Annotated in this window: 20 protein-coding genes; 11 read left to right on the forward strand and 9 right to left on the reverse strand. The window is 65.2% G+C overall.

From position 1 onward, the window contains the following. The first annotated feature begins 87 nt into the window (after positions 1-87). The gene (locus ACSQ27_RS05310; protein ID WP_436154417.1) at positions 88-561 is read left to right on the forward strand and encodes a tripartite tricarboxylate transporter TctB family protein; all 474 of its coding nucleotides are present in this window, start codon (positions 88-90) and stop codon (positions 559-561) included. A 51-nt stretch (positions 562-612) separates the two neighbouring features. Then, on the forward strand, positions 613-2,103 hold the full coding sequence (locus tag ACSQ27_RS05315) for a tripartite tricarboxylate transporter permease (protein WP_436154418.1): 1,491 nt from the start codon (positions 613-615) through the stop codon (positions 2,101-2,103). A gap of 18 nt (positions 2,104-2,121) precedes the next feature. On the opposite strand, the gene ACSQ27_RS05320 is transcribed toward ACSQ27_RS05315, so the two are convergent. After that, positions 2,122-3,168, reverse strand: coding sequence for an Ldh family oxidoreductase (locus tag ACSQ27_RS05320; RefSeq protein ID WP_436154419.1), 1,047 nt, complete (start codon positions 3,166-3,168; stop codon positions 2,122-2,124). A gap of 172 nt (positions 3,169-3,340) precedes the next feature. Further along, positions 3,341-5,296 (reverse strand): PhoX family protein, encoded by a 1,956-nt coding sequence (locus tag ACSQ27_RS05325; protein ID WP_436154420.1) that lies wholly within the window; start codon positions 5,294-5,296, stop codon positions 3,341-3,343. Positions 5,297-5,568: 272 nt separating this feature from the next. Between ACSQ27_RS05325 and ACSQ27_RS05330 the strand changes: the two genes are divergently transcribed. Continuing rightward, the gene (locus tag ACSQ27_RS05330) at positions 5,569-6,237 is read left to right on the forward strand and encodes a DsbA family oxidoreductase (protein WP_436154421.1); all 669 of its coding nucleotides are present in this window, start codon (positions 5,569-5,571) and stop codon (positions 6,235-6,237) included. Here ACSQ27_RS05330 and ACSQ27_RS05335 read toward each other — a convergent pair. Next, the gene (locus ACSQ27_RS05335; protein WP_436154422.1) at positions 6,234-6,581 is read right to left on the reverse strand and encodes a MoaF N-terminal domain-containing protein; all 348 of its coding nucleotides are present in this window, start codon (positions 6,579-6,581) and stop codon (positions 6,234-6,236) included. The genes ACSQ27_RS05330 and ACSQ27_RS05335 overlap by 4 nt on opposite strands. A 197-nt stretch (positions 6,582-6,778) precedes the next feature. On the opposite strand from ACSQ27_RS05335, the gene ACSQ27_RS05340 reads away from it, so the two are divergent. Further along, positions 6,779-7,507 carry a glutathione S-transferase gene (locus tag ACSQ27_RS05340; protein ID WP_436154423.1) on the forward strand — a complete coding sequence of 243 codons (729 nt, stop codon included), beginning with the start codon at positions 6,779-6,781 and terminating at the stop codon, positions 7,505-7,507. Between the two features lie 177 nt (positions 7,508-7,684). Then, positions 7,685-8,668 (forward strand): ferritin-like domain-containing protein, encoded by a 984-nt coding sequence (locus ACSQ27_RS05345; protein ID WP_436154424.1) that lies wholly within the window; start codon positions 7,685-7,687, stop codon positions 8,666-8,668. Between the two features lie 93 nt (positions 8,669-8,761). Here the strand turns inward: ACSQ27_RS05345 and ACSQ27_RS05350 are convergent, their stop codons facing one another. The 5 genes from ACSQ27_RS05350 to ACSQ27_RS05370 form a co-directional block, all read right to left on the reverse strand. After that, positions 8,762-9,073 (reverse strand): hypothetical protein, encoded by a 312-nt coding sequence (locus tag ACSQ27_RS05350; protein ID WP_436154425.1) that lies wholly within the window; start codon positions 9,071-9,073, stop codon positions 8,762-8,764. 258 nt (positions 9,074-9,331) lie between these two features. Further along, on the reverse strand, positions 9,332-9,559 hold the full coding sequence (locus ACSQ27_RS05355; RefSeq protein WP_436154426.1) for a hypothetical protein: 228 nt from the start codon (positions 9,557-9,559) through the stop codon (positions 9,332-9,334). 94 nt (positions 9,560-9,653) lie between these two features. Further along, complete coding sequence (locus ACSQ27_RS05360) at positions 9,654-9,950, reverse strand: hypothetical protein (protein ID WP_436154427.1); 297 nt, start codon at positions 9,948-9,950, stop codon at positions 9,654-9,656. A 140-nt stretch (positions 9,951-10,090) separates the two neighbouring features. Next, positions 10,091-12,739: a DNA ligase D gene (ligD, locus tag ACSQ27_RS05365; RefSeq protein WP_436154428.1), complete on the reverse strand. Its 2,649-nt coding sequence runs from the start codon at positions 12,737-12,739 to the stop codon at positions 10,091-10,093. Positions 12,740-12,766: 27 nt separating this feature from the next. Then, complete coding sequence (locus ACSQ27_RS05370; protein ID WP_436154429.1) at positions 12,767-13,693, reverse strand: Ku protein; 927 nt, start codon at positions 13,691-13,693, stop codon at positions 12,767-12,769. 183 nt (positions 13,694-13,876) lie between these two features. Between ACSQ27_RS05370 and ACSQ27_RS05375 the strand changes: the two genes are divergently transcribed. The 6 genes from ACSQ27_RS05375 (at position 13,877) to ACSQ27_RS05400 (ending at position 19,196) form a co-directional block, all read left to right on the forward strand. After that, the gene (locus ACSQ27_RS05375) at positions 13,877-14,338 is read left to right on the forward strand and encodes a CHRD domain-containing protein (protein ID WP_436154430.1); all 462 of its coding nucleotides are present in this window, start codon (positions 13,877-13,879) and stop codon (positions 14,336-14,338) included. Positions 14,339-14,448: 110 nt separating this feature from the next. Continuing rightward, positions 14,449-14,883: a MarR family winged helix-turn-helix transcriptional regulator gene (locus tag ACSQ27_RS05380; protein WP_436155405.1), complete on the forward strand. Its 435-nt coding sequence runs from the start codon at positions 14,449-14,451 to the stop codon at positions 14,881-14,883. A 68-nt stretch (positions 14,884-14,951) separates the two neighbouring features. Continuing rightward, a complete protein-coding gene (hmgA, locus tag ACSQ27_RS05385; protein WP_436154431.1) occupies positions 14,952-16,268 on the forward strand; it encodes a homogentisate 1,2-dioxygenase in 1,317 nt (438 codons plus the stop codon). Between the two features lie 28 nt (positions 16,269-16,296). Further along, positions 16,297-17,568 carry a fumarylacetoacetase gene (gene fahA / locus ACSQ27_RS05390; protein ID WP_436154432.1) on the forward strand — a complete coding sequence of 424 codons (1,272 nt, stop codon included), beginning with the start codon at positions 16,297-16,299 and terminating at the stop codon, positions 17,566-17,568. A 63-nt stretch (positions 17,569-17,631) separates the two neighbouring features. Further along, a complete protein-coding gene (locus tag ACSQ27_RS05395) occupies positions 17,632-18,810 on the forward strand; it encodes a cytochrome P450 (RefSeq protein WP_436154433.1) in 1,179 nt (392 codons plus the stop codon). A gap of 41 nt (positions 18,811-18,851) precedes the next feature. Continuing rightward, positions 18,852-19,196 carry an antibiotic biosynthesis monooxygenase family protein gene (locus ACSQ27_RS05400; protein WP_436154434.1) on the forward strand — a complete coding sequence of 115 codons (345 nt, stop codon included), beginning with the start codon at positions 18,852-18,854 and terminating at the stop codon, positions 19,194-19,196. On the opposite strand, the gene ACSQ27_RS05405 is transcribed toward ACSQ27_RS05400, so the two are convergent. After that, entirely contained in the window at positions 19,187-19,603 is a 417-nt protein-coding gene (locus tag ACSQ27_RS05405) for a DUF2784 domain-containing protein (protein ID WP_436154435.1), read from the reverse strand. The genes ACSQ27_RS05400 and ACSQ27_RS05405 overlap by 10 nt on opposite strands. Positions 19,604-19,631: the final 28 nt, after the last annotated feature.

Raw genomic sequence — 19,631 nt, forward strand, 5'->3', positions numbered from 1 at the left:
GCCGCTGCCTTGCGGCGCGGCATTTCCAACGCGCGGAGGCCGGAGGGCTTGCCCTTCCCGGTTTCCGGCTGACCCGAAAGCCTTCGCATGAAAATCAATGACGCCTTCTTCGGGCTGGTCCTGGCCATCCTCGGGGCGCTGGTCCTGTTCACGGTCAGGTCCTACCCGACGATCCCGGGCCAGCAGGTGGGGCCGGCCCTGTTCCCCGGGCTGATCGCCACCGGCATTCTTTTCTGCGGCCTGGTCCTGATAGTGCGCGGCTGGCTTGCGCGCAAGGCGGCGCCCTGGGTGGTGCCGGGCGACTGGATGCGGTCCCCGCGCCATGTGGCGGCCTTTGTGCTGCTGGTGGCCTCGGTGCTGTTTTACATCTTCGCGGCGGAAAAGCTGGGCTTTCTGCCGACGGCCACGCTCATCCTCTGGGCCATGTTCTGCGTGCTGCGCGTGCCCCTGGGCAAGTCACTGCTGATTGCCGCAATCACCACCCTGGTCATTCACTTCATGTTTTACAAGCTGCTGCGCGTGCCGCTTCCCTGGGGCATTCTTGTCAATTACAGCTGGTAAGCCGCGCCCGGGAACCCGCGCGCAACAACAACGCTTCAGGAGCTGACCCTTATGTGGACTGCAGTGAGCCAGGCTTTTTTCATGGTGTTCGAACCCTACACCCTGATGGTGATGGTGGTCGCCGCCGTTTACGGCCTTTTTGTCGGCGCCGTTCCGGGCCTGACCGCCACCATGGCCACCGCGCTGCTGGTGCCGGTGACGTTTTTCATGGCGCCGGTGCCCGCGGTGGCCGCCATCGTGACCGCCACCGCCATGGCGATTTTTTCAGGCGACATTCCGGGCTGCCTGCTGCGCATACCGGGAACGCCGGCATCGGCCGCGTACACCGATGAAGCCTTCGCCCTGACACGCAAAGGCCAGGCTGAAGTCGCATTGGGCGCCGGCCTGGTGTTTTCCGCGGTGGGCGGGCTGTTCGGCACCGTGGTGCTCATCGTCGCCGCACCGGCGCTTGCCGATTTTGCGATCCGCTTCAGCTCCTTCGAATACTTCTGGCTGGTCCTGCTGGGCCTGACCTGCGCGGTGTTCATCACCTCCGACCGCCCGCTCAAGGGTGTGATCTCCCTGTTCCTGGGCTTGATGGTCGCCTGTGTCGGCCTGAACAACCCGGGCGGCTTTCCGCGCTTCACTTTAGGCAACGCCGAGATGATGGGCGGCATCGGCATGATCTCCATGATGATCGGCATGTTCGCCATTTCGGAGATCATCCGCTACGTGGTGGACACCAGCCCGCCGGCCGAACTGGTGGTGGAGCAGGTGGGCAATGTGCTCAAGGGGCAGTGGGCCCTCGCCAAAAAATACCCGGTGCAGATACTGCGCGGCAGCGTGCTGGGCACCGCGGTGGGCGCCTTGCCCGGCGCCGGCGCCGACATCGCGGCCTGGATGTCGTATGCGATGAGCAAGAAGTTTTCCAAGGAGCCCGAAAAATTCGGCACCGGCCACGTCGAGGGCATTGTGGAGTCGGGGTCGGCCAACAACAGCGCGCTGGCCGGCGCGTGGATACCGGCGCTGGTGTTCGGCATCCCGGGCGACTCCATCACGGCCATCGTGATCGGCGTGCTCTACATGAAAAACATGAACCCCGGGCCGACGCTGTTCACGACCAACCCGCAGAACATCTACGCGATTTTCCTGATCTTCATCCTGGCCAACATCATCATGATTCCGCTCGGAATCCTGTGCATCAAGGCGGCCAAGAACATCCTCAAGGTGCCGCGCAACATCCTGATGCCCGTCATCCTGCTGTTCTGCATCGTGGGCACTTTCGCCATCAACAACTCGGTGTTTGACGTGGCCGTGATGCTGGTGGCCGGCCTGATCGCCTACCTGCTGGAGGAGAACGACTTCCCGATCTCGCCCGCCATCCTGGGCGTGGTGCTGGGCGGCATGCTGGAGGAAAACTTCATCACCTCCATGATCAAGGCCGACGGCAACTTCATGGCCTTTGTGAGCCGGCCGATCGCGGCCTCGCTGGCGGTGGTCACGCTGCTGGTTTGGACCTTGCCGCTGGTGATGGGCCGGCTGCGGCAGCGCAGGCTGGCCTGAGCCCGGCCGCGCCGCGCTTCAGTTCGCGGCGGGCTCCGTCACGCCAAGCTTGATGGCCCAGCTGGACAGCGCCGGCAGGATGGACGGATAGAGCGCCACACCGGTTTCCTTTTGCTTCGCGGCCAGCGCGATGCCTTTTTCACCGGGCGTGCGCACGGCCGAGCCTTCACGCGCCGGGCGCGAGGCGCGGCAGGCGTCGGCGACGTGGCCGGTCTGCCGCTCAAACGCATCCAGGCCGGCGAAGGCGCGCGGGTCCATGATCTGCAGGAACACCGTCGCGCCCCAGCCTTCCTTGGGGTCGGCGCGGCCGTGGCCGGCCAGGCCACCGGTCAGGGCCTCGACCAGCAGCGTGAGGCCGTAGCCCTTGTGGCCCGAGTCCATACCGCCCAGCGGCAGGATGGTGCCCTTGGGTTCTTCAAACAGCACGGAAGGGTTGTCGCTGGCCGCGCCGTGGCCGTCCATGACCCAGGCGGCGGGCAGGCGCCTGCCTTCCTTGTGCAGCCGGTTGGTCAGGCCGTTGGTGGTGGCCGAGGTGGAGACGTCCATCAGCACCGGAACGCCACCCGTGGGAATGCCGGCCGAAACCGGGTTGGGCGTGAACACCGCGTCCAGCCCGCCAAAGGGTGCAACGCTGGCGGTGTTCGGGTCGGAGCAGGTGAGCAGCATCAGCAGGCCCTTGTCGGTGGCGCGCTTGAGGTAGGCGGCCAGGCAGGCGATGTGGTGGCTGCGGCGTATCACCACGGTACAAGTGCCCTGGATTGCGGCGCGTTCAGTCGCCAGTGCCATGGCTTCCAGTACCAGCCAGGGGCCGGGCAGGCGGCGGCCGTCCCAGGTCAGGGCTGCCGGGTGGTCTGCCAGCACGGTGGGCGCACCGAGTTTTTCCATGGCGCCGGATTCGAGTTCGCCGAGGTAGCCGGGCAGCAGGGCCAGGCCGTGGGTGTTGTGGCCCATCAGGTCGCCTTCGACCAGGATTTCCGCAACGGCTGTGGCCTTGGCCGGTTCGAGCCCGGCGGCGGTGAGCAGGGATTGCGCGTAGTGGATCAGGCCTTCGTAGCGGTAGTGCATGGGGTTCCCGGTGGCTGTGGTGCCCGAGGGATGCGCCGCGGGCTTGCAGGACATTTTAGGGAAGAAGGATTGCCAATGCAGTTCGCCCTGAGGCTGCCGGATTGTTTCGGCAAACTCAGGGCGAACGGTGGTGAGATGAGTCGCAGCTCTTGAAAGAGAGCGGCTCCTGCGCTTAACCCAGCTTGATACTGCTCGGATCTGCAGTCAGGTAGCCGACGGCCGCGCCGAAGCGGTCCTTGTAATTCGCGCGCACCAGCGGGTCCAGCACGGCCTGTACCTTGCCGTGCAGCGAATTCCAGTCACCGGCGTGCTGGAAGTTGCTCATGATGTAGGTCCAGCCGTTGAGGTCGTCCACCACATGCAGGCCGGTGGCTTCGGCGCCTGCGGGCATGGACATCAGGCGCGACAGCTGTTTCGTGTCGACGTTGTAGGCCCAGATGAAGTTGTTGATGTGCGAGCCGCTGTCTTCGCCGATGAAGAGGGTGCGCATTTTTTCCGAGAACTTCAGGTTGTCGGGGTTGGCGATCTTGTTGGGGTCGGCCTTGTTGCCCAGTGCGTCGGCGGCGATGTCTTCGCCGACCAGCAGGGCCTTGGTGTGCACCGGCATCCATTCGCTGTCGATGGCGCTGCCGCCCAGGTCCTTCTGGCCGCCTTCGAGCTTGTGCGCCATCACGCCGCCGGCGATCAGGGCTTTGTCCAGGGCGATGCCGCTGGCGGCGTTCCAGCCCTTGCCGGTCTTGACCATGGAGTCCTGGATGTTCTGCAGCGCCGAGTAGGCGACCTTGTCCTTGATGTTGACGGTGGTGCCTTCCATCTTCGAGAAGCCCATGCTGCCGCCCATGAGGTAGGCGTAGCGGTGGGTTTCGAGGAAGGCGGCGGCTTTTTCCATGCCGGGCTTGACCTTGATCCAGTTGGCGTTGCCGTTGTAGAACACCTTGGTGAAGCTGGCGTCGGACGGGTCGGCCTTGAGCACCGTCATGATGTCGGCGGGCTTGAGCGTGTCGGCCATCTTTTCGATCTCGGCGCTGCTGGCGTGGCCCAGCTTGATCCAGGAGATCTTCGCGCCCTGGTCGGCCGGGTTGACCGAGAATCCGCTGCCCAGCTTGCCGACGTAGAGCGTGCCGGACGAGAGGTCTTTTTCGCGGTCGGCCACGAAGACGAAGAGGCCGCTGTTGGTGGCGTCGTCGCCCATCAGCACGGTGCGGTTGTCGGGCATGACCTGGACCAGCTCGTGCGAGATGCGGCCCAGGTTGTAGTGCTTCCTGACCGTGCCGCTGCCGTCGGGTTGCACGGTGACTTCGGGCAGGTGGCCGTAGTGGTAGGGGTTGGCTTTGGTTTCGTCGCCGTAGACGTTCTTGCTGAACTTCTTGAACTGCGCGCTTTCGGCGGCGAAGGGCGCGTCGGGCTCGTACTCTTCGCTGGACAGGTGGGTGTTCCAGGGCGAGAGGCTGGCGCCGCAGGTGATCCACAGGCCGTGCGCCTTGGACATGTCGACGTTGTGGTACTTCACGAGGCTGAGCTTGCCGGTGGCTTGGTCCTGGTCCAGCGTCAGCACGGCGATGGGCGAGGGCAGGGTGCCGTAGGCATCGGCGCCGGCCTGGTCGCGCGTGGTGTATTCAAACTGCACGACGGCGAACACCGCCTTGCCCTTGACGCCAGGCACGTTGGCATTCGGCAGGCCCAGCAGCGAGGTGCCGTCGGGCGAGTCGGAGAACACTTGGCGCTCCTTGCCGGGCACCGAGCGGTCGATGATGGGCCGGTTGTTGATGTCGACGTAGCCGCCGCTCAGGATGGTGCCGCCCTTGCCGTCCGGCACCATGTCGCCGGTGACGAAGAAGGGCTGGTAGGCGAGCTTGTAGCTCTGCATGCTGTTGTCCTTGAGCTGGACCTGCAGGCTGGAACCCACGGTGGTGGTGGCCATGGCGGCCGCGTTGGCCAGCGAAGGCGCGGCCATCGACGAGAAGCTGGAAGACAGGTAGTTGCCCGCGGCGGAGGGGCCGCTGCCGGTGGCGCAGCCCGACAGCAGGGTGCTGGAAGCCAGGGCTCCCAACGGGAGCATGGGCGCGGTGGCCAGGAACTTCAAGGCGGTGCGGCGGGACGGGAGGGAGGGGGTGGCCAGGTCGGACATTGTTGTAGTTTCCAGGTTCAGGTGGGAATGGTTGCGAAGCGGCGGTGTCCCGCGCCAAGGCGCAGGGCAGGGCTGCTGCGCTGCCGGAATCTTAGGAAGCTTGTGTGACAGTTTCTTGAAAAGGGCTGCCACAGACGGCCCGAGGCGGTGGCGCCTCCGGCCGATTAACCCCGGTGGGGGCTTGAATATCCCGCCGGGCACCGCAAGTTGCCTCTCCGCGGGCCAAAATCAGGCTGGCGCAGAACAAACACAGCAACTCTCAGAGGCCCCCCATGACCACCCAACTCAAGATCGATTTTGTGTCCGACGTTTCCTGTCCCTGGTGCGTGATTGGCCTGAAGTCGCTGGACCAGGCGCTGGAGCGCGTGCGCGGCGACATCCAGGCCGACCTGCATTTCCAGCCCTTTGAACTCAACCCCAAGATGGTGCCCGAGGGCCAGGAGATCACCGAGCACATCACCCAGAAATACGGCATCTCGGCCGAGCAGGCCTACGCCAACCGCGAGAACATACGCGCGCGCGGCGCCCAGGTCGGCTTCAAATTCAGCATGGCCGACGAGCCCGGCGGCGGGCGCAGCCGGATCTACAACACCTTTGACGCGCACCGGCTGCTGCACTGGGCCGAACTTGAAGGCGCGGACAAACAGAAGGCACTGAAAGAGCTGCTGTTCCAGCGCTATTTCACCGATGGCCAGAACCCGGCCTCGCACGAGGTGCTGGTGAAGGCGGCCGCGGAGGCGGGCCTGGATGAGGCCCGCGCGCGCGAAGTGCTGGCTTCAGGCGAGTACGCGCGCGAGGTGCGCGAACGCGAACAGTTCTACCTGACCCAAGGCATCCATTCGGTGCCGGCCGTGATCATCAACGACCGCCACCTGATTTCCGGCGGGCAACCGGTCGAGGTGTTCGAGCAGGCGCTACGGCAGATCGCGGCAGGCGGCTAGGCGCGGCTTGCGCCCAGCACCTCAAATGTGCCCGACTGCTGCACCCAGTCCTTGCCGTTGGAAGCAAAACCGACGGCCGCGCCGGTCTTCAGGTTGAGCACCACGGTCAGCGTGTAGCCGCTCTCCCTGGACAGGTAGGACACCACATGCACGTCGTCCGACACTTTCACGGCGGCGCTGGCGCTCTCGTGGTGGTCTTTGGCGTCCGGGCCCGCGCCGCGCCAAGTGAGGGAGCCGTCGCCGGCAAAGGTGTGCTCAAAGGTATGGCCCCGCGTCGGGCCGTCCTTGAAGGTCCAGCGCAGGGTTTTGCCGTGCAGGGATGCGGGGAGGGTGGAGGTTGTCATGGGAGCTCCAGAAATAGGCCCTTGGCGCCGTAGCGTGCAGACCTGGATGGACGTAGTTTCAACGTAGTCCTGCTCCAGGCGGCGGCTTGTCGGAGGAGGGCGAAATCTTCGTAGGACAAGCGGACGCAGCGGCATTTGCCGTGGATTCACACCATGGTTTCGCGCAGAATGAAACGACCCTCACAGGAGTTTCATCCATGCCTTATGAACTTCACTACTGGCCCAGCATCCAGGGGCGCGGCGAATTTGCACGGCTCGCGCTGGAAGCCGCCGGCGCCGACTATGTGGACGTGGCGCGCGGCTGCGAGGAAGACGGGCAAGGCATTCCCGCGATGACGCACTTCATGGAAAGCGGCGGCGTGCGCCATCCGCCCTTCGCGCCGCCTTTCCTCGTGGATGGCAAGACCATTGTCGGCCAATCGGCCGCCATCCTGCTGTACCTGGGCCCGCGCCTGGGCCTGGTCGGCAAAAGCGAAACGGCCCGCCTCTGGACGCACCAGATCCAGCTCACCATTGCCGATGTCGTGGCCGAAGCGCACGACTCGCATCACCCCGTGGGCACGGGGCTCTACTACGAGGACCAGAAGAAGGAGGCGCTCAGGCGCGCGAAGGCGTTCAGGACGGCGCGCATCAAAAAATTCCTGGCCTGGTTTGAAACCGTGCTCGAGCGCAACCCGCGCGGCGGTGCGCACCTGGTGGGAGGCCGCCTGAGTTATGCCGATCTTTCGCTGTTCCAGCTGGTCGAGGGGCTGCTGTATGCCTTTCCCAAGGCCGCCCGCCGAGCCCTGAATAATGCACCGCGAGTGATGGACCTGCATGACGGCGTCGCGAAGCACAGGCGCGTTGCGGCCTACCTCGCGAGCGAGCGGCGCATCCCCTTCAACGAGGACGGCATCTTTCGCCGCTACCCCGAACTTGATGCCTGAAAGGCGCGACCCCACAGGCCGCCGGTAGCCGCGCATTTCTGCGCGGCGCTCTCCTACATACCTGTCTGTGCTTGCCTGACCATGGGGTCTTCTACAGCGCGAGACCATGGTAGCCAGTGTCCGGCCAGCGATGGCCCGGATGTCTTTCCAACCTGTGTTCGACAAAGGAGATGCACCATGGCCAAAGAATACGATCCCAATCTTGACCCGATCAGCAAGGAGCCGGGCTCACACCCGGTGGGCACCGGCATAGGCGCGGCCATGGGCGGCGTTGCCGGGGGCGCGGCCGCCGGTGCGGTGGCCGGTCCCGCCGGCGCCCTTGTCGGCGGTGTGGCCGGCGCGATCGCCGGCGGCATGGGCGGCAAGGAAGCCGCCGAGGCCCTGGACCCCACGGCTGCGGAAGCCTGGTGGCGCGACAGGCACACGCTGGAGCCTTATTACGAGATGGGCCGTCCCTTTGACGACTATGCGCCCGCCTACCGGCTGGGCGTGGAAGGCCGGCGCGATTACCCGGGCTCGTTCGAGGAAGCCGAAATGCGCCTGGCGGACCGCTGGGACATCTACAGGGGACGGTCAACCCTGGACTGGTCGCAGGCCCGCATGGCCAGCCGCGCGGCCTGGAACCGCGCGCACGACCAGGTCAGCGCCTATGAGACCGCTGCCTCCCGCAACGACACAAGCCTCAGCAACGCCGACACCGTCGGCGTGGCGGACGATGAGGAAATCGTCGACACGCTCAATGACCTGCTGGAATCCTGCCGCGACGGCGAATACGGTTTCCGCGAATGCGCCGAGCACACGAAGTCGGAAGATATCAAGATCCTGCTGCACCGCCATTCCGGCGAATGCCGGGCCGCGGGCCTGGAGCTGCAGACCCTGATACGCCAGCTGGGCGGCAAGCCCGACGACGGCGGCTCAATGGCCGGTGCGCTGCACCGCGGATGGGTGTCCGTGCGGGCGACGCTCAGTGCCTACAGCGACCAAGCCATGCTCAATGAATGCGAGCGCGGCGAGGACACGGCCGTGGCGCGCTACCGCAAAGCCTTGAAGCAGAACCTGCCGTCGGCGATCAGGACGGTGGTGGAGCGCCAGGCCCAGGGCGCGCAGCGCAACCATGACCAGGTCAAAGCCTTGCGCGATGCCTTGAAGGCCTCGACATAAGGCGGCGGTTTCAGGAGATGTTTTCAGTTTCTTGCCGACACTCGAGGTTCGGCAAACCGGGGGCGGCGCAGGCCGCCCCTTTTTTTGCAGCGCTTAGTTCTTGAGGCGGCTTGCGCAGTCCACTTGCGCATCCAGCTGCATGCCGCCGCGCGAATAGTCGGCATCGGTGACCTTGCAGCCCGAGCGTTGCTCAATGGCCGCCAGCAGGGCGATGCGTGCCGAAGGCGTGGTGGCGACGGGGTTGGCTGCCGGCGACGAGGTGGCGATCCAGGTGCCGGCGGTCAGCGGGCTGAGCAGGTAGGTCCGGCCTTCGATAGTGACACGTTGTGCGAGAGGATCGCTGGTGGCGGCGCAGCCGGCCAGCAGCATAAAAATGGGGACAAAAGCGCGCCGGAAGGTCTTCATGCGTGCGCGTTGCGATGTGCTGCCGTGAGTTGTACCGGTAGGCGAAGTTCGGCCGAGTCGGCCGCTTTGGGCTCGGGCACTTTGGGAGGCGCTTTGGGGGATTTGGGATCGGGGCAAGCCGACAAAAGCAGCAAGCCGGCCAGTGTGAAGGGCAAGAGGGGCTTCATGGTGTCTCCAGGCGCATGCGGGTGCGCTGCCTGAATGATAGGGCGTGCGCAGGCGCAAGGCCAGTGCCCGGAGGCAAGTCGCGGCGGCGACCTACAGGCGTCTGCGCGGGTGCGCGCCGGCCACGCCCATGCGCTGCAAGGCTTCGCTGAGGCTGCGCGCGGGGCGCTGGCTGCCGGGTTGCGCCGCGGCGCATTGCTGCTGGGCGGAGGAGGGCCGGGACGTGGCAGGAGCAGGCCGCTGCTTCGCGATTTCCGCCGCAAGCCGGCGGCCCTCGGTCTGCAGGTAGAGCGTCAGGTCCATTTCATCGGGCTGGTTCATGGGATGTCTCGCAGGCCCCGCTGTGCGGGCGCAAAAAAGCGGAGGCACATGGCCTCCACTTTGTTTTCCTGAAAAATGCCGGTTTGCAGCGCGGTCAGTTGTTGCTGCGACCCGACTGGCCCGACTGCCGGTTGCCGGAGTCCTCGGGCTCCATGTTTTCATCGCGCTCTGACTGATTGCGCGACTGCTTTTGCTGGTTGTCCTGGGCACTGCCATGCTGGCCTTGTTGTCCCTGGCGCTGGTTGCCTTGGCCCTGGTTCAATTGCGCATCGCTGGCCTGGTTGGCGTTCTGGCGATCCTGCTGTCCGGGCTGGTTGCGCTGGCCTTGCTGCTGTTGTTTGTCCTGGGCTTGGGGATTGTTCCGTTTCGGATCATTCTGGTTCGAAGGCATACGGGTCTCCTTGAGTGAGTGGTTGAATGCGAAATGGGAGGTTTTGAACCCCCACAAGCTCAATTTAAAGGCTGCTCCCGGGCGGCCATGTCGGGCCTCGGGCCCTGCCGGTGTAGGAGGCGGATGACACTTCCATCAGGTCACGCGCGCCGTGCCGGCGGCTTGAAACCCAGCGGCTTCATGGCGGCGGTCAGGCCGTTGCGCGAGGCCTCGTAGGCATCCCAGGGCCGGTTGCCGACGGCCAGGCGGGCACCCAGGGTCTGCGCCGTCCAGTGCGCACCGCCGGTCAGCGAATCCAGTTCATCCCAGGCAACCGGAACCGACACGCCCAGGCCGGGCCGGGCGCGCAGCGACCAGGCCGAGACGGTGGTCGCGCCGAAGCCATTGCGCAGGTAGTCCGGAAAAATTTTGCCGACACGGTTTTTGGGGCCGCTCTTGGCGACGAAGCGCTGGGGAATCACGGCGGCCAGGTGCATCACCAGCGCGTGCGAGAAATCCTTCACGGTGTCGAAGTCGTATTGCCGCTTGAGCGGCACCACCACGTGCAGGCCCTTGCCGCCGCTGGTCTTGAGGAAGCTGGACAGCTTCAGCTCGTCGAGGAAGGCCCGCACCAGCTGAGCGGCTTCCTGCATCTGAGGCCAGGCCACGCCTTCGCCGGGGTCCAGGTCAAAGGTCATGCGGTCGGGTTTGTGGATGTCGCGCGTCGTGGCGTTCCAGGTGTGGAACTCCAGCACATTGACCTGGGCGGCGGCCAGCAGGGCGGCGGTGGAGGGGATTTCCAGCAACGGCTCGTGGCCGGGATCGAGCGCGGGGTCCAGCAATTTGATGCCGGGTACCGAGCCGGCTTCGGCGTGCTTCTGGAAGAACAGCTCGCCGCCTATGCCCGAGGGCGCCCGCACCAGCGAGGTCGGGCGCGCCTTGAGGTGCGGCAATATCAGCGCCGCGACCTGCGCGTAGTGCTCGACCACGTTCTGTTTGGTGAAGCCGGTGCTGCTGTCGACCACGCGGTCGGCATGCGTGACGCGCAGGGATTTGAGCGCGGCCGGGTCGGCTTTGGCGGCCGTTTTTGGTGCGGCTTTCAGGCTGCCCTTGGCGCTGGGTTTGCCGGTGGCGGGTTTTTTCGCGGGGTTCACGGCGGCGCCTTTCTTGCCGCGCTGCAGGGCGGCGGGTTTTTCACGAACGATGTGGGTGGCGGGCTTGTCGCCGCGCAGGCCCTGGAACACCGAATGGCGGATGTGGCCGCCATGGGTCCATTCGCCGAAAGCGACCTCCGCCAGCAGCTGCGGTTTGACCCACTGGCCCTTGACGCCGGCGGGCACCTTGGCGAAAGGACTGCGCTCGGTGTGGATTTTCTGCAGCCGCGCCTTGAGGTCCTTGAGCACCTTGTCGTTGAAGCCGGTGCCAACGTTGCCGGCGTACTTCAGTGCACCGTCTTCGCCGTGCACGCCCAGCATCAGCGCGCCCAGGCCGGCACGCGAGCCCTTGGGTTCGGTGTAGCCGCCAATCACGAACTCCTGGCGCAGCTGGGTCTTGAGCTTGATCCAGTCCGGCGAACGGCGCGACACGTAGGCCGAATCCATGCGCTTGCCGATCACGCCTTCAAGCCCGACCTGCCGCGCCGACGCCAGCAGGTCTTGCGGTGTTTCCTCAAAGGTGTCGCTGAAGCGAATGGTCTCCTGCGGATGGCGTGTGACCAGCGCGCACAGCAGTTCACGCCGCTGGGCCAGCGGCAACTGGCGCAGGTCCAGCCCGTCGAAGTAGGGCAGGTCGAACACGTAAAAGATGATGCGGGCCGTGCTGGCGTGGTCAAACGCGTTCTGCAGGGCGCCGAAGTCGGGCACGCCGTGCTCGTTCATCACCACGATTTCGCCGTCCACCCAGCCCGAGGGAATTTCCAGCGCGGCCACGGCCTGGGCCAGCTTGGGCAGCTTGTGTGTCCAGTCATTGCCGTTGCGCGTCATGAGACGGACCGAGTCCCCTTCGATGCGGGCCAGCAGGCGGTAGCCGTCGTACTTGATCTCGTAGGCCCAGCCTTGCGGGTCGGCCGGCGGGCGCGCGACCAGCGTGGCGAGTTGCGGCGCGAGTATCTCGGGAAGTTTGGCCTTGACGGCGCCTTCGGGAATGCCGCCGGTGGTTTGCTTTGAGGTCTGTTTGGCCGATGCCGTGGAGGCTTTTTTTGCCGCGGCTTTGCGCGGCGCTTTGCCGGGTTTTCCTTTGGCATCGCGGGGCAGCGGCAGGCCTGAAAGCACGCTGTTGGGCAGGGCCTCGCGCACGTCGTACTCTTTTTCGGGGCGGGCGTGTTCGTCGTGCTCCTTGATCAGCAGCCAGGGTTCCTTGCTGTCGTTGCCGCGGCCGTGCATGCGCACCAGGGTCCAGCCACCCTTGAGTTTTTCACCGTGCAGGTCGAATTTGAGCTTGCCCTGGCGCAGGCTTTTGGCCGGGTCGCCATGCGGTGTCCACAGGCCGCGGTCCCAGACGATCACGTCACCGGCGCCGTACTGTTTGGCGGGGATGCTGCCTTCAAAACCCGCGTAGGAGATCGGATGGTCTTCCACGCGCATGCCCATGCGCTTGACGGCCGGGTCCAGGCTGGGACCTTTGGGCACCGCCCAGCTTTTGAGCGCGCCTTGCAGCTCCAGGCGGAAGTCGTAATGCAGGTTGCGGGCATCGTGTTTCTGGATCACGAAGCTCAGGGACTTGTCCGAGCGCGTGCCGCCCTCCGCGGGCTCGGGTGTGCGCGTGAAGTCGCGTTTGGCGCGGTAGTGTTTCAGCGAATCGCGGTTGTCCATCTCGTCGGCCTGCACGGCTGTGGCCGGCTAGGCGGCGCGCCGCCTGGCGGGGGCGTGCGCAGCGCTTTTGGCGGCGGACTTTTTGCGCGCCGGCGTTTTGGCGGAGGCCTTTGTTTTGGTGGGGGGTTTCGACTTGGGTGCTTCCCCGCCGCCTTTGCGCAGGCTGCGCTGCAGCAGCTCGGTCAGGTCGATGATCTTGGCGCCGGAACGGGTGTCGGCCTCGTCGGACTCCTCAGGCTGCACCACGTTCTCCAGCTTGCCTGCCTTGGCCTTGCGCTTGACCAGCGCCATGATGTCGTCCTTGAAGGAATCGGTGAACTGTTCCGGGTCCCATTTGCCGGTCATGTCGTCCACCAGCTGTTTGGCCATGGCCAGTTCCTTGTCGGAAAGGCCGGCGGCCTTGGCGCCCACGGGCGGCAGGTTCAGCTCTTCGATCGAGCGGATATCGGCACCCCAGCGCAGCAGGTTCAGCACCAGCACCGGGCCCGCGGGCACTAGCACGGCGAGGTGCTGTTTGGTCTGGATGATGACCCGGGCAACGCCGACGCGCTGCGTTTTCAGCAAAGTGTCGCGCAGCAGCGCATAGACCTTCTGGCCCTTGTTGATGGGGGCGACGTAGTAGGGCCGCTCAAGGTAGACAAAGGGAATCTCGGTGTTGGGCACAAAACTTTCGATCTCGATGGTCTGGGTGGTCTTGGGATAGGCCGCGGCGATCTCGTCCTCCGACAGCACCACGTACTGGCCGTCTTCGTATTCGACGCCCTTGACGATGTTTTCCTTGGCGATTTCGCGGCCGGTGCGCTTGTTGATGCGCTTGTAGCCCACCGGGTCCATGCTGCGCTTGTCCAGCCAGTCGAAGTTGACGCCGCTTTCGGAGGTGGCCGAATGCAGCGCGACGGGGATGTGGACCAGGCCGAAGCTGATGGCGCCTTTCCATAGAACGCGAGATGCCATGGGGGTGTCTTTCTTGCGGATGTGCTTATCTCAGCAGTCTCCGGCTCGCGCGCATGCGCATGTGTCGGCGCGCGGTGGGGTAGGGGCGTCGTCCGGAACCGACTGTTCGCATGGGGTTTGTCCTACGGGTCCGGATGGGGCGCGACACGCACAATCGGCTGCAACTTTTCAAGGAGCCGACCCATGCTTTCACGCCGTATCGCCACCCGAATGTCCCTGGCCGCCCTGGCTGTGGCCGCTGCCGCCATCACCGGTTGCGGCGTGATGAACAAGCAGTCCAGCCTGGTCGCCTTCACCACGCAGCTTCGCGGCGCCAACGAAGTGCCCGCCAATGCCAGCCCCGGCAGCGGCTCGGTCGATGCCGTGTTCGACACCAGCACCAACCTGCTTCGCTGGAAGGTCAACTACACCCGTCTCACCGGGCCTGCAACGGCAGGGCACTTTCACGGCCCGGCCGCCATTGGCGCCAATGCCGGCGTGGCCTTGGGATGGGCCAGTCCCCTGAGCAGCCCCATGGACGGCAGCGCAACGCTGACACCCGCCCAGGCCGCCGACCTGATGGCCGGCCGCTGGTATGCCAATATTCATACGGCGGCCCATCCCGCTGGTGAAGTGCGCGGCCAGATGACGATGGTGCGCAACTAGGGCTACCCGCTCCGGGGAGGGGGCCGGAGTGTGTTGAGTAAATGGTTGCGGGCGCAACCGGATGGGTTTATAGTTGCGAGCGCAACCATAAATTGAGGCCCGTGGCCCGCATGATCAAGCTCGAAAGAACCCTGACCTACCGCCTGCATCTTCTGCACAAGCTGACGGACATTGAAAGCCAGCGTGCCTATCTGGCAGAGGCGCGCCTGTCGATGAGCGACGCCCGTTGCCTTACCGCCGTGGGCACGTTTGCGCCGCTGTCGGTGAACGACCTCGCGCAAAAAGCCAATCTCAACAAAGGCCAGGCCAGCCGTGCAGCGCAGTCGCTGGTCGACCAGGGCCTGATCGTCAAGGCCGCCAGTCCGACCGATGGCCGCGGCGTGGTGTTGACCATGACCCCTAAAGGCAAGAAGGCCTGGCAGCGCGCCATGCAGGTGGTGGGCCAGCGCAATCAGGATATTTTTGGCGTGCTGAGCGAGGCCGAGCGCGCACAGCTCAGTAATTTTTTTGACAAACTGATCGAGAAAGCCAGGGCCGGCGGCTAACCCGACGATGCCGAAGAATGATGGCGCTGCGATCGTTGAACTGAATATCCGAAACGCGGGAAACTTCCATGACCACCCACACTTCCACAAGCACTTTGCGTTACCAGTCCGGCTTCGGCAACGAGTTCGCCAGCGAAGCCGTCGCCGGCGCCTTGCCCGAAGGCCGCAACAGCCCGCAGCGCGCCCCGCACGATTTGTACACCGAGCTGATCTCGGGCACGGCCTTTACCGCGCCGCGCGCCGAAAACCGCCGCACCTGGCTGTACCGTCGCCAGCCTTCGGTGATGGCGGGCGGCTACCAGCCTTACGCGCAAGCGCAGTGGACGACCGGCGCCGCGGGCGGCGTGGCCGTGCCGCCCGATCCTTTGCGCTGGAGCCCGTTTGCGATTCCCGAGCAGCCACTGGATTTTGTTGACGGCCTGCGCACCGTGGCGGCCAACGGCGATGCCGAAGCCCAGACCGGCATGGCCGCGCATGTCTATGTCGCCAATCGCTCCATGGCGCGGCGCGCGCTGGTCAATGCCGACGGCGAAATGCTGCTGGTTCCGCAGCAGGGCCGGCTGGTGCTGACCACCGAACTCGGCATTCTGGACGTCAAGCCCGGTGAAATCGCCGTGCTGCCGCGCGGCATGGCTTTCAGCGTGGCCTTGCCCGACGGCGCCTCACGCGGCTATGTTTGCGAAAACTACGGCGCGCATTTCCGCCTGCCCGAGCTCGGCCCCATAGGTTCCAACGGCCTGGCCAATGCGCGCGACTTTCTGGCGCCCGTGGCGGCTTTCGACGCCGACGATGCACCCGGCAAGGATTACGAGATCATCAAGAAGTTCGGCGGCCGCTTGTGGTCGGCGCAGCAGCCGCGCAGCCCCTTCAACGTGGTGGCCTGGCACGGCAACCTGGTGCCCTGCAAATACGACACGGCGCATTTCATGACCATAGGCTCCATCAGCTACGACCATCCGGACCCGTCCATCTTCACCGTGCTGACCTCGCCCTCGGACACGCCGGGCACGGCCAATTGCGATTTTGTGATCTTCCCGCCGCGCTGGCTGGTGGCCGAGAACACCTTCCGCCCGCCCTGGTACCACCGCAACCTCATGAGCGAGTTCATGGGCCTGGTCTACGGCCAGTACGACGCCAAGCCCGAGGGCTTCAAGCCGGGCGGCGCCTCGCTGCACAACTGCATGGTGCCGCACGGCCCGGACACCGAGGCGTTTGAAAAGGCCAGCGCGGCCGACCTCAAGCCACACAAGCTCGACAACACCCTGGCCTTTATGTTTGAAAGCCGCTACCGCTTTATTCCCACGGCCTACGCGATGGAAGGCGGCTCGCTTGATGCCGCCTATGCCGGCTGCTGGGCAGGGCTCAAGGACCAGTTCAAGGCTTGATGCCGTTCCCCTCACTTTTAAGCCGACCATGAACGCACAACTGAACGCCACCCACGACTCCCGACTGCGCAGCTGGGTAGCCTCCGCCAACCAGGCCGGCACCGACTTTCCGATCCAGAACCTGCCTTTCGGCACTTACAGCCTCACGCCGCAGGGCGAGCGCCGCATCGGCGTCGCCATCGGCGACCAGGTGCTGGATTTGCGTGCGGCCGGGCTTACCAATATCAGCGATATGAACGTGCTGATGGCGCAAAGCCCGCGGGAAGTGAGTGCGCTGCGGGCTGCGATCTCGCAAGGCCTGGCTGAAGGCAGTGCGAAACAGCGCCAGTGGTCGGGCTTTCTGCACCCGCAGGATGCGGTGACCCTGCACCTGCCTTGCCGCATCGGCGACTACACCGACTTCTATACCGGCATTCACCATGCGACCACGGTCGGCAAGCTGTTCCGTCCCGACGCGCCGTTGCTGCCGAATTACAAATGGGTACCCATCGGTTACCACGGCCGTGCTTCGTCCATAGGCGTGAGCGGCCAGCAGTTCCCGCGGCCGCGGGGCCAGACCAAGGGCCCGAATGACGAGGTACCGGTCTTGCGGCCCAGCCAGCGGCTGGACTACGAACTCGAACTCGGTGTGCTGGTGGGGCAGGGCAATGCGCTGGGTGACGCTGTGGGCATGGAGCAGGCCGAGGCCCACGCTTTTGGTTTGGTGCTGCTCAACGACTGGTCGGCGCGCGACGTGCAGGCCTGGGAGTACCAGCCGCTGGGCCCTTTCCTGTCAAAGAGTTTCGCGAGCACGATCTCGCCGTGGATCGTCACCCTGGAGGCGCTCGCGCCGTTTCGCGCGGCTTTCGCGCGTCCTGAAGGCGATCCCCAGCCCTTGCCTTACCTGGATTCGCCGGGCAACCGGCAGCAGGGCAGCCTGGACGTGGAACTCGAAGTCTGGCTGCACACGCAAGCCATGCGTGATGCCGGCCTGAGCCCAGAGCGCCTGTCGCAGTCCAATTTCCGCGACGCCTACTGGACGGTCGCGCAAATGCTCACGCACCATACCGTCAACGGCTGCAACCTGCAGCCCGGCGACCTGCTGGGCTCGGGCACCTTGTCAGGCGCGCGGTCTGAGCAGGCCGGGTCGCTGCTGGAACTTAGTGCCGGCGGCAAGAATGCCTTGAAACTGGCCAACGGCGAGACACGCACCTTTCTTGAAGATGGCGACACCATCATCCTGCGCGCCTGGTGCGAGCGCGAGGGTTTCCAGCGCATAGGTTTTGGCGAATGCCGGGGGCAGGTGCTGCCGGCACGATAAAAGCGGTCACGTTTCGTCCGCGAGCGAAGCATAGGGTCGGTGTTTGAGGCAAAAATGATGGCCATGCACCTCGACACGAACCCTGAAAACATCCTCGCGGCCTCCGCCCACCGCAACCCTTATCCGTATTACGCAACGCTGATTACCGGCCCTGACTTGGTATTTGACGCACCGCGCAAGCTCTGGATTGCCTGCAGCGCCGCGAGTGTCAAGGCTGTCCTGGCTAACCCGGCTTGCCGCGTGCGCCCCGTCGCCGAGCCTGTGCCGGCAGCCATCATCGGCTCGGCGGCCGGCGAGGTTTTCGGCCACCTGGTGCGCATGAACGAAGGCCTGCGGCACGACGCGCCCAAGCTTGCGCTGCTGCGTTTTCTGGCGGCGGTGGACCTGGAGCGCGTACAGGCCAGAACTGAGGCCCTGGCCTTCAAAGTAGCCGGGGAGGGCGCTTTACGGGGGGAGGCCTTGTCGCGCTGGGCGTTTGAGGTGCCCGTGATGGCGGTGGCCGACCTGCTGGGCTTTGCCGAAGATGAACTGCCCCAGGTGGCGCGCTGGATGGCCGACTTTGTCGCCTGCCTGTCGCCGCTCAGCACGCCGACCCAACTCGCGGCGGCCGGCGATGCCGCATCGGCTTTGCTCACGTGCTTTTCGGGGTTGGTGAAAGGAGCCGCAGTCCAGCCCGGTAGCGCGCTGGCGCGTCTGCTGCAGGAAGCGGCGCGGGCCGGCTGGCACGATGCGCAGGCCCTGCTATGCAATGCAATCGGCCTGCTGTCGCAAACCTATGAAGCCACGGCGGGTTTGATCGGCAACAGCATCGCGGCCCTGGCCACACGGCCTGGCCTGCTGGAGGCCATGGAACGTGAGCCCGGCCAGCTGCTGCAGATGGTCCATGAGGTCAGCCGTTATGACCCTTCCATCCACAACACGCGCCGCTTTGTGGCCGAGGCCACCGAGGTCGTGGGCGTTTCGCTGCAGGCCGGCGATGTGGTGCTGCTGGTGCTGGCCGCCGCGGGCCGCGACCCCGCATGCAACGCCAGGCCAGACGAATTCCTGCTGGAGCGCCCGGATCGCGAGGTGCCCGGCTTCGGTCATGGCGCGCACCAGTGTCCGGGCCAGGCGCTGGCTTGCGTGATTGCGGCGGCGGCTGTCCGGGCCCTACTGGTGTCAGGCCGGTTCAAGGATCCGGCATCGTTCACCTGGACTTACCGGCCGTCCATGAATGCCCGGATTCCGGTTTTTACCGCTTGATGCCAGCATCACACCCGGCTCACCACAACAAAAAGGCCACCATGATCGCGATTATTTTTGAAGTACTGCCCGCCCAGGGCCAGAAGCAGACCTACCTCGACATCGCGGCGGCGCTCAGGCCGCAACTCGAGAAAATCGACGGCTTTATTTCCATCGAACGTTTTGAAAGCCTGAGCACGCCGGGCAAGCTGCTGTCGCTGTCCTTCTTCCGCGATGAGGCCGCCGTGCTGGAATGGCGCAAGCTGGAAATCCACCGTCATGCGCAAAGCCGCGGGCGCGGCGGGGTGTTTGAGGACTACAGGCTGCGTGTGGCCCATGTGCTGCGCGATTACGGCATGAAAGAACGCGACGAAGCGCCGGCGGACAGCCGGCAGGTTCACGGCTGAGTTCGGGGCCCGCGATTCCGGCGCGGCGGCCACCACCACCAACTCAGCAAGACCAGCATGCCGAACGCGGTATAGGCCACCATGAACACCCAGGCAGGCGCGTTGAAAAAAATCAGCCTTGAAAGCCAGTACTCGATAAACGATTCGGCATAAGCTTCTTGCCCGGCCTGCAATCGCAGCGACTGTTCCCAAATGGTGAGGGGGCATATTTGGCCCAGCCAGCTTTGCAGCACCACAAAGGCGATCAGCGCGAGGTGCGCCAGCCGGACCCACATCACCCGCACCCAGGCCCAGCCGCGCAGGCCGCCGGCCATGAACAGCAGCTGGCCCAGCACGGCAAAAGCGACGATGGCCACGTGCAGCAGCAACATCAGGTCGGCGAGCAGGCCGGCGGTGTAAGGTGTCATGGCTGTGATTTGGAGGTGAAAAGCGGTG

Source organism: Polaromonas sp. LjRoot131 (assembly GCF_964252805.1).
Taxonomy (GTDB): domain Bacteria; phylum Pseudomonadota; class Gammaproteobacteria; order Burkholderiales; family Burkholderiaceae_C; genus Polaromonas.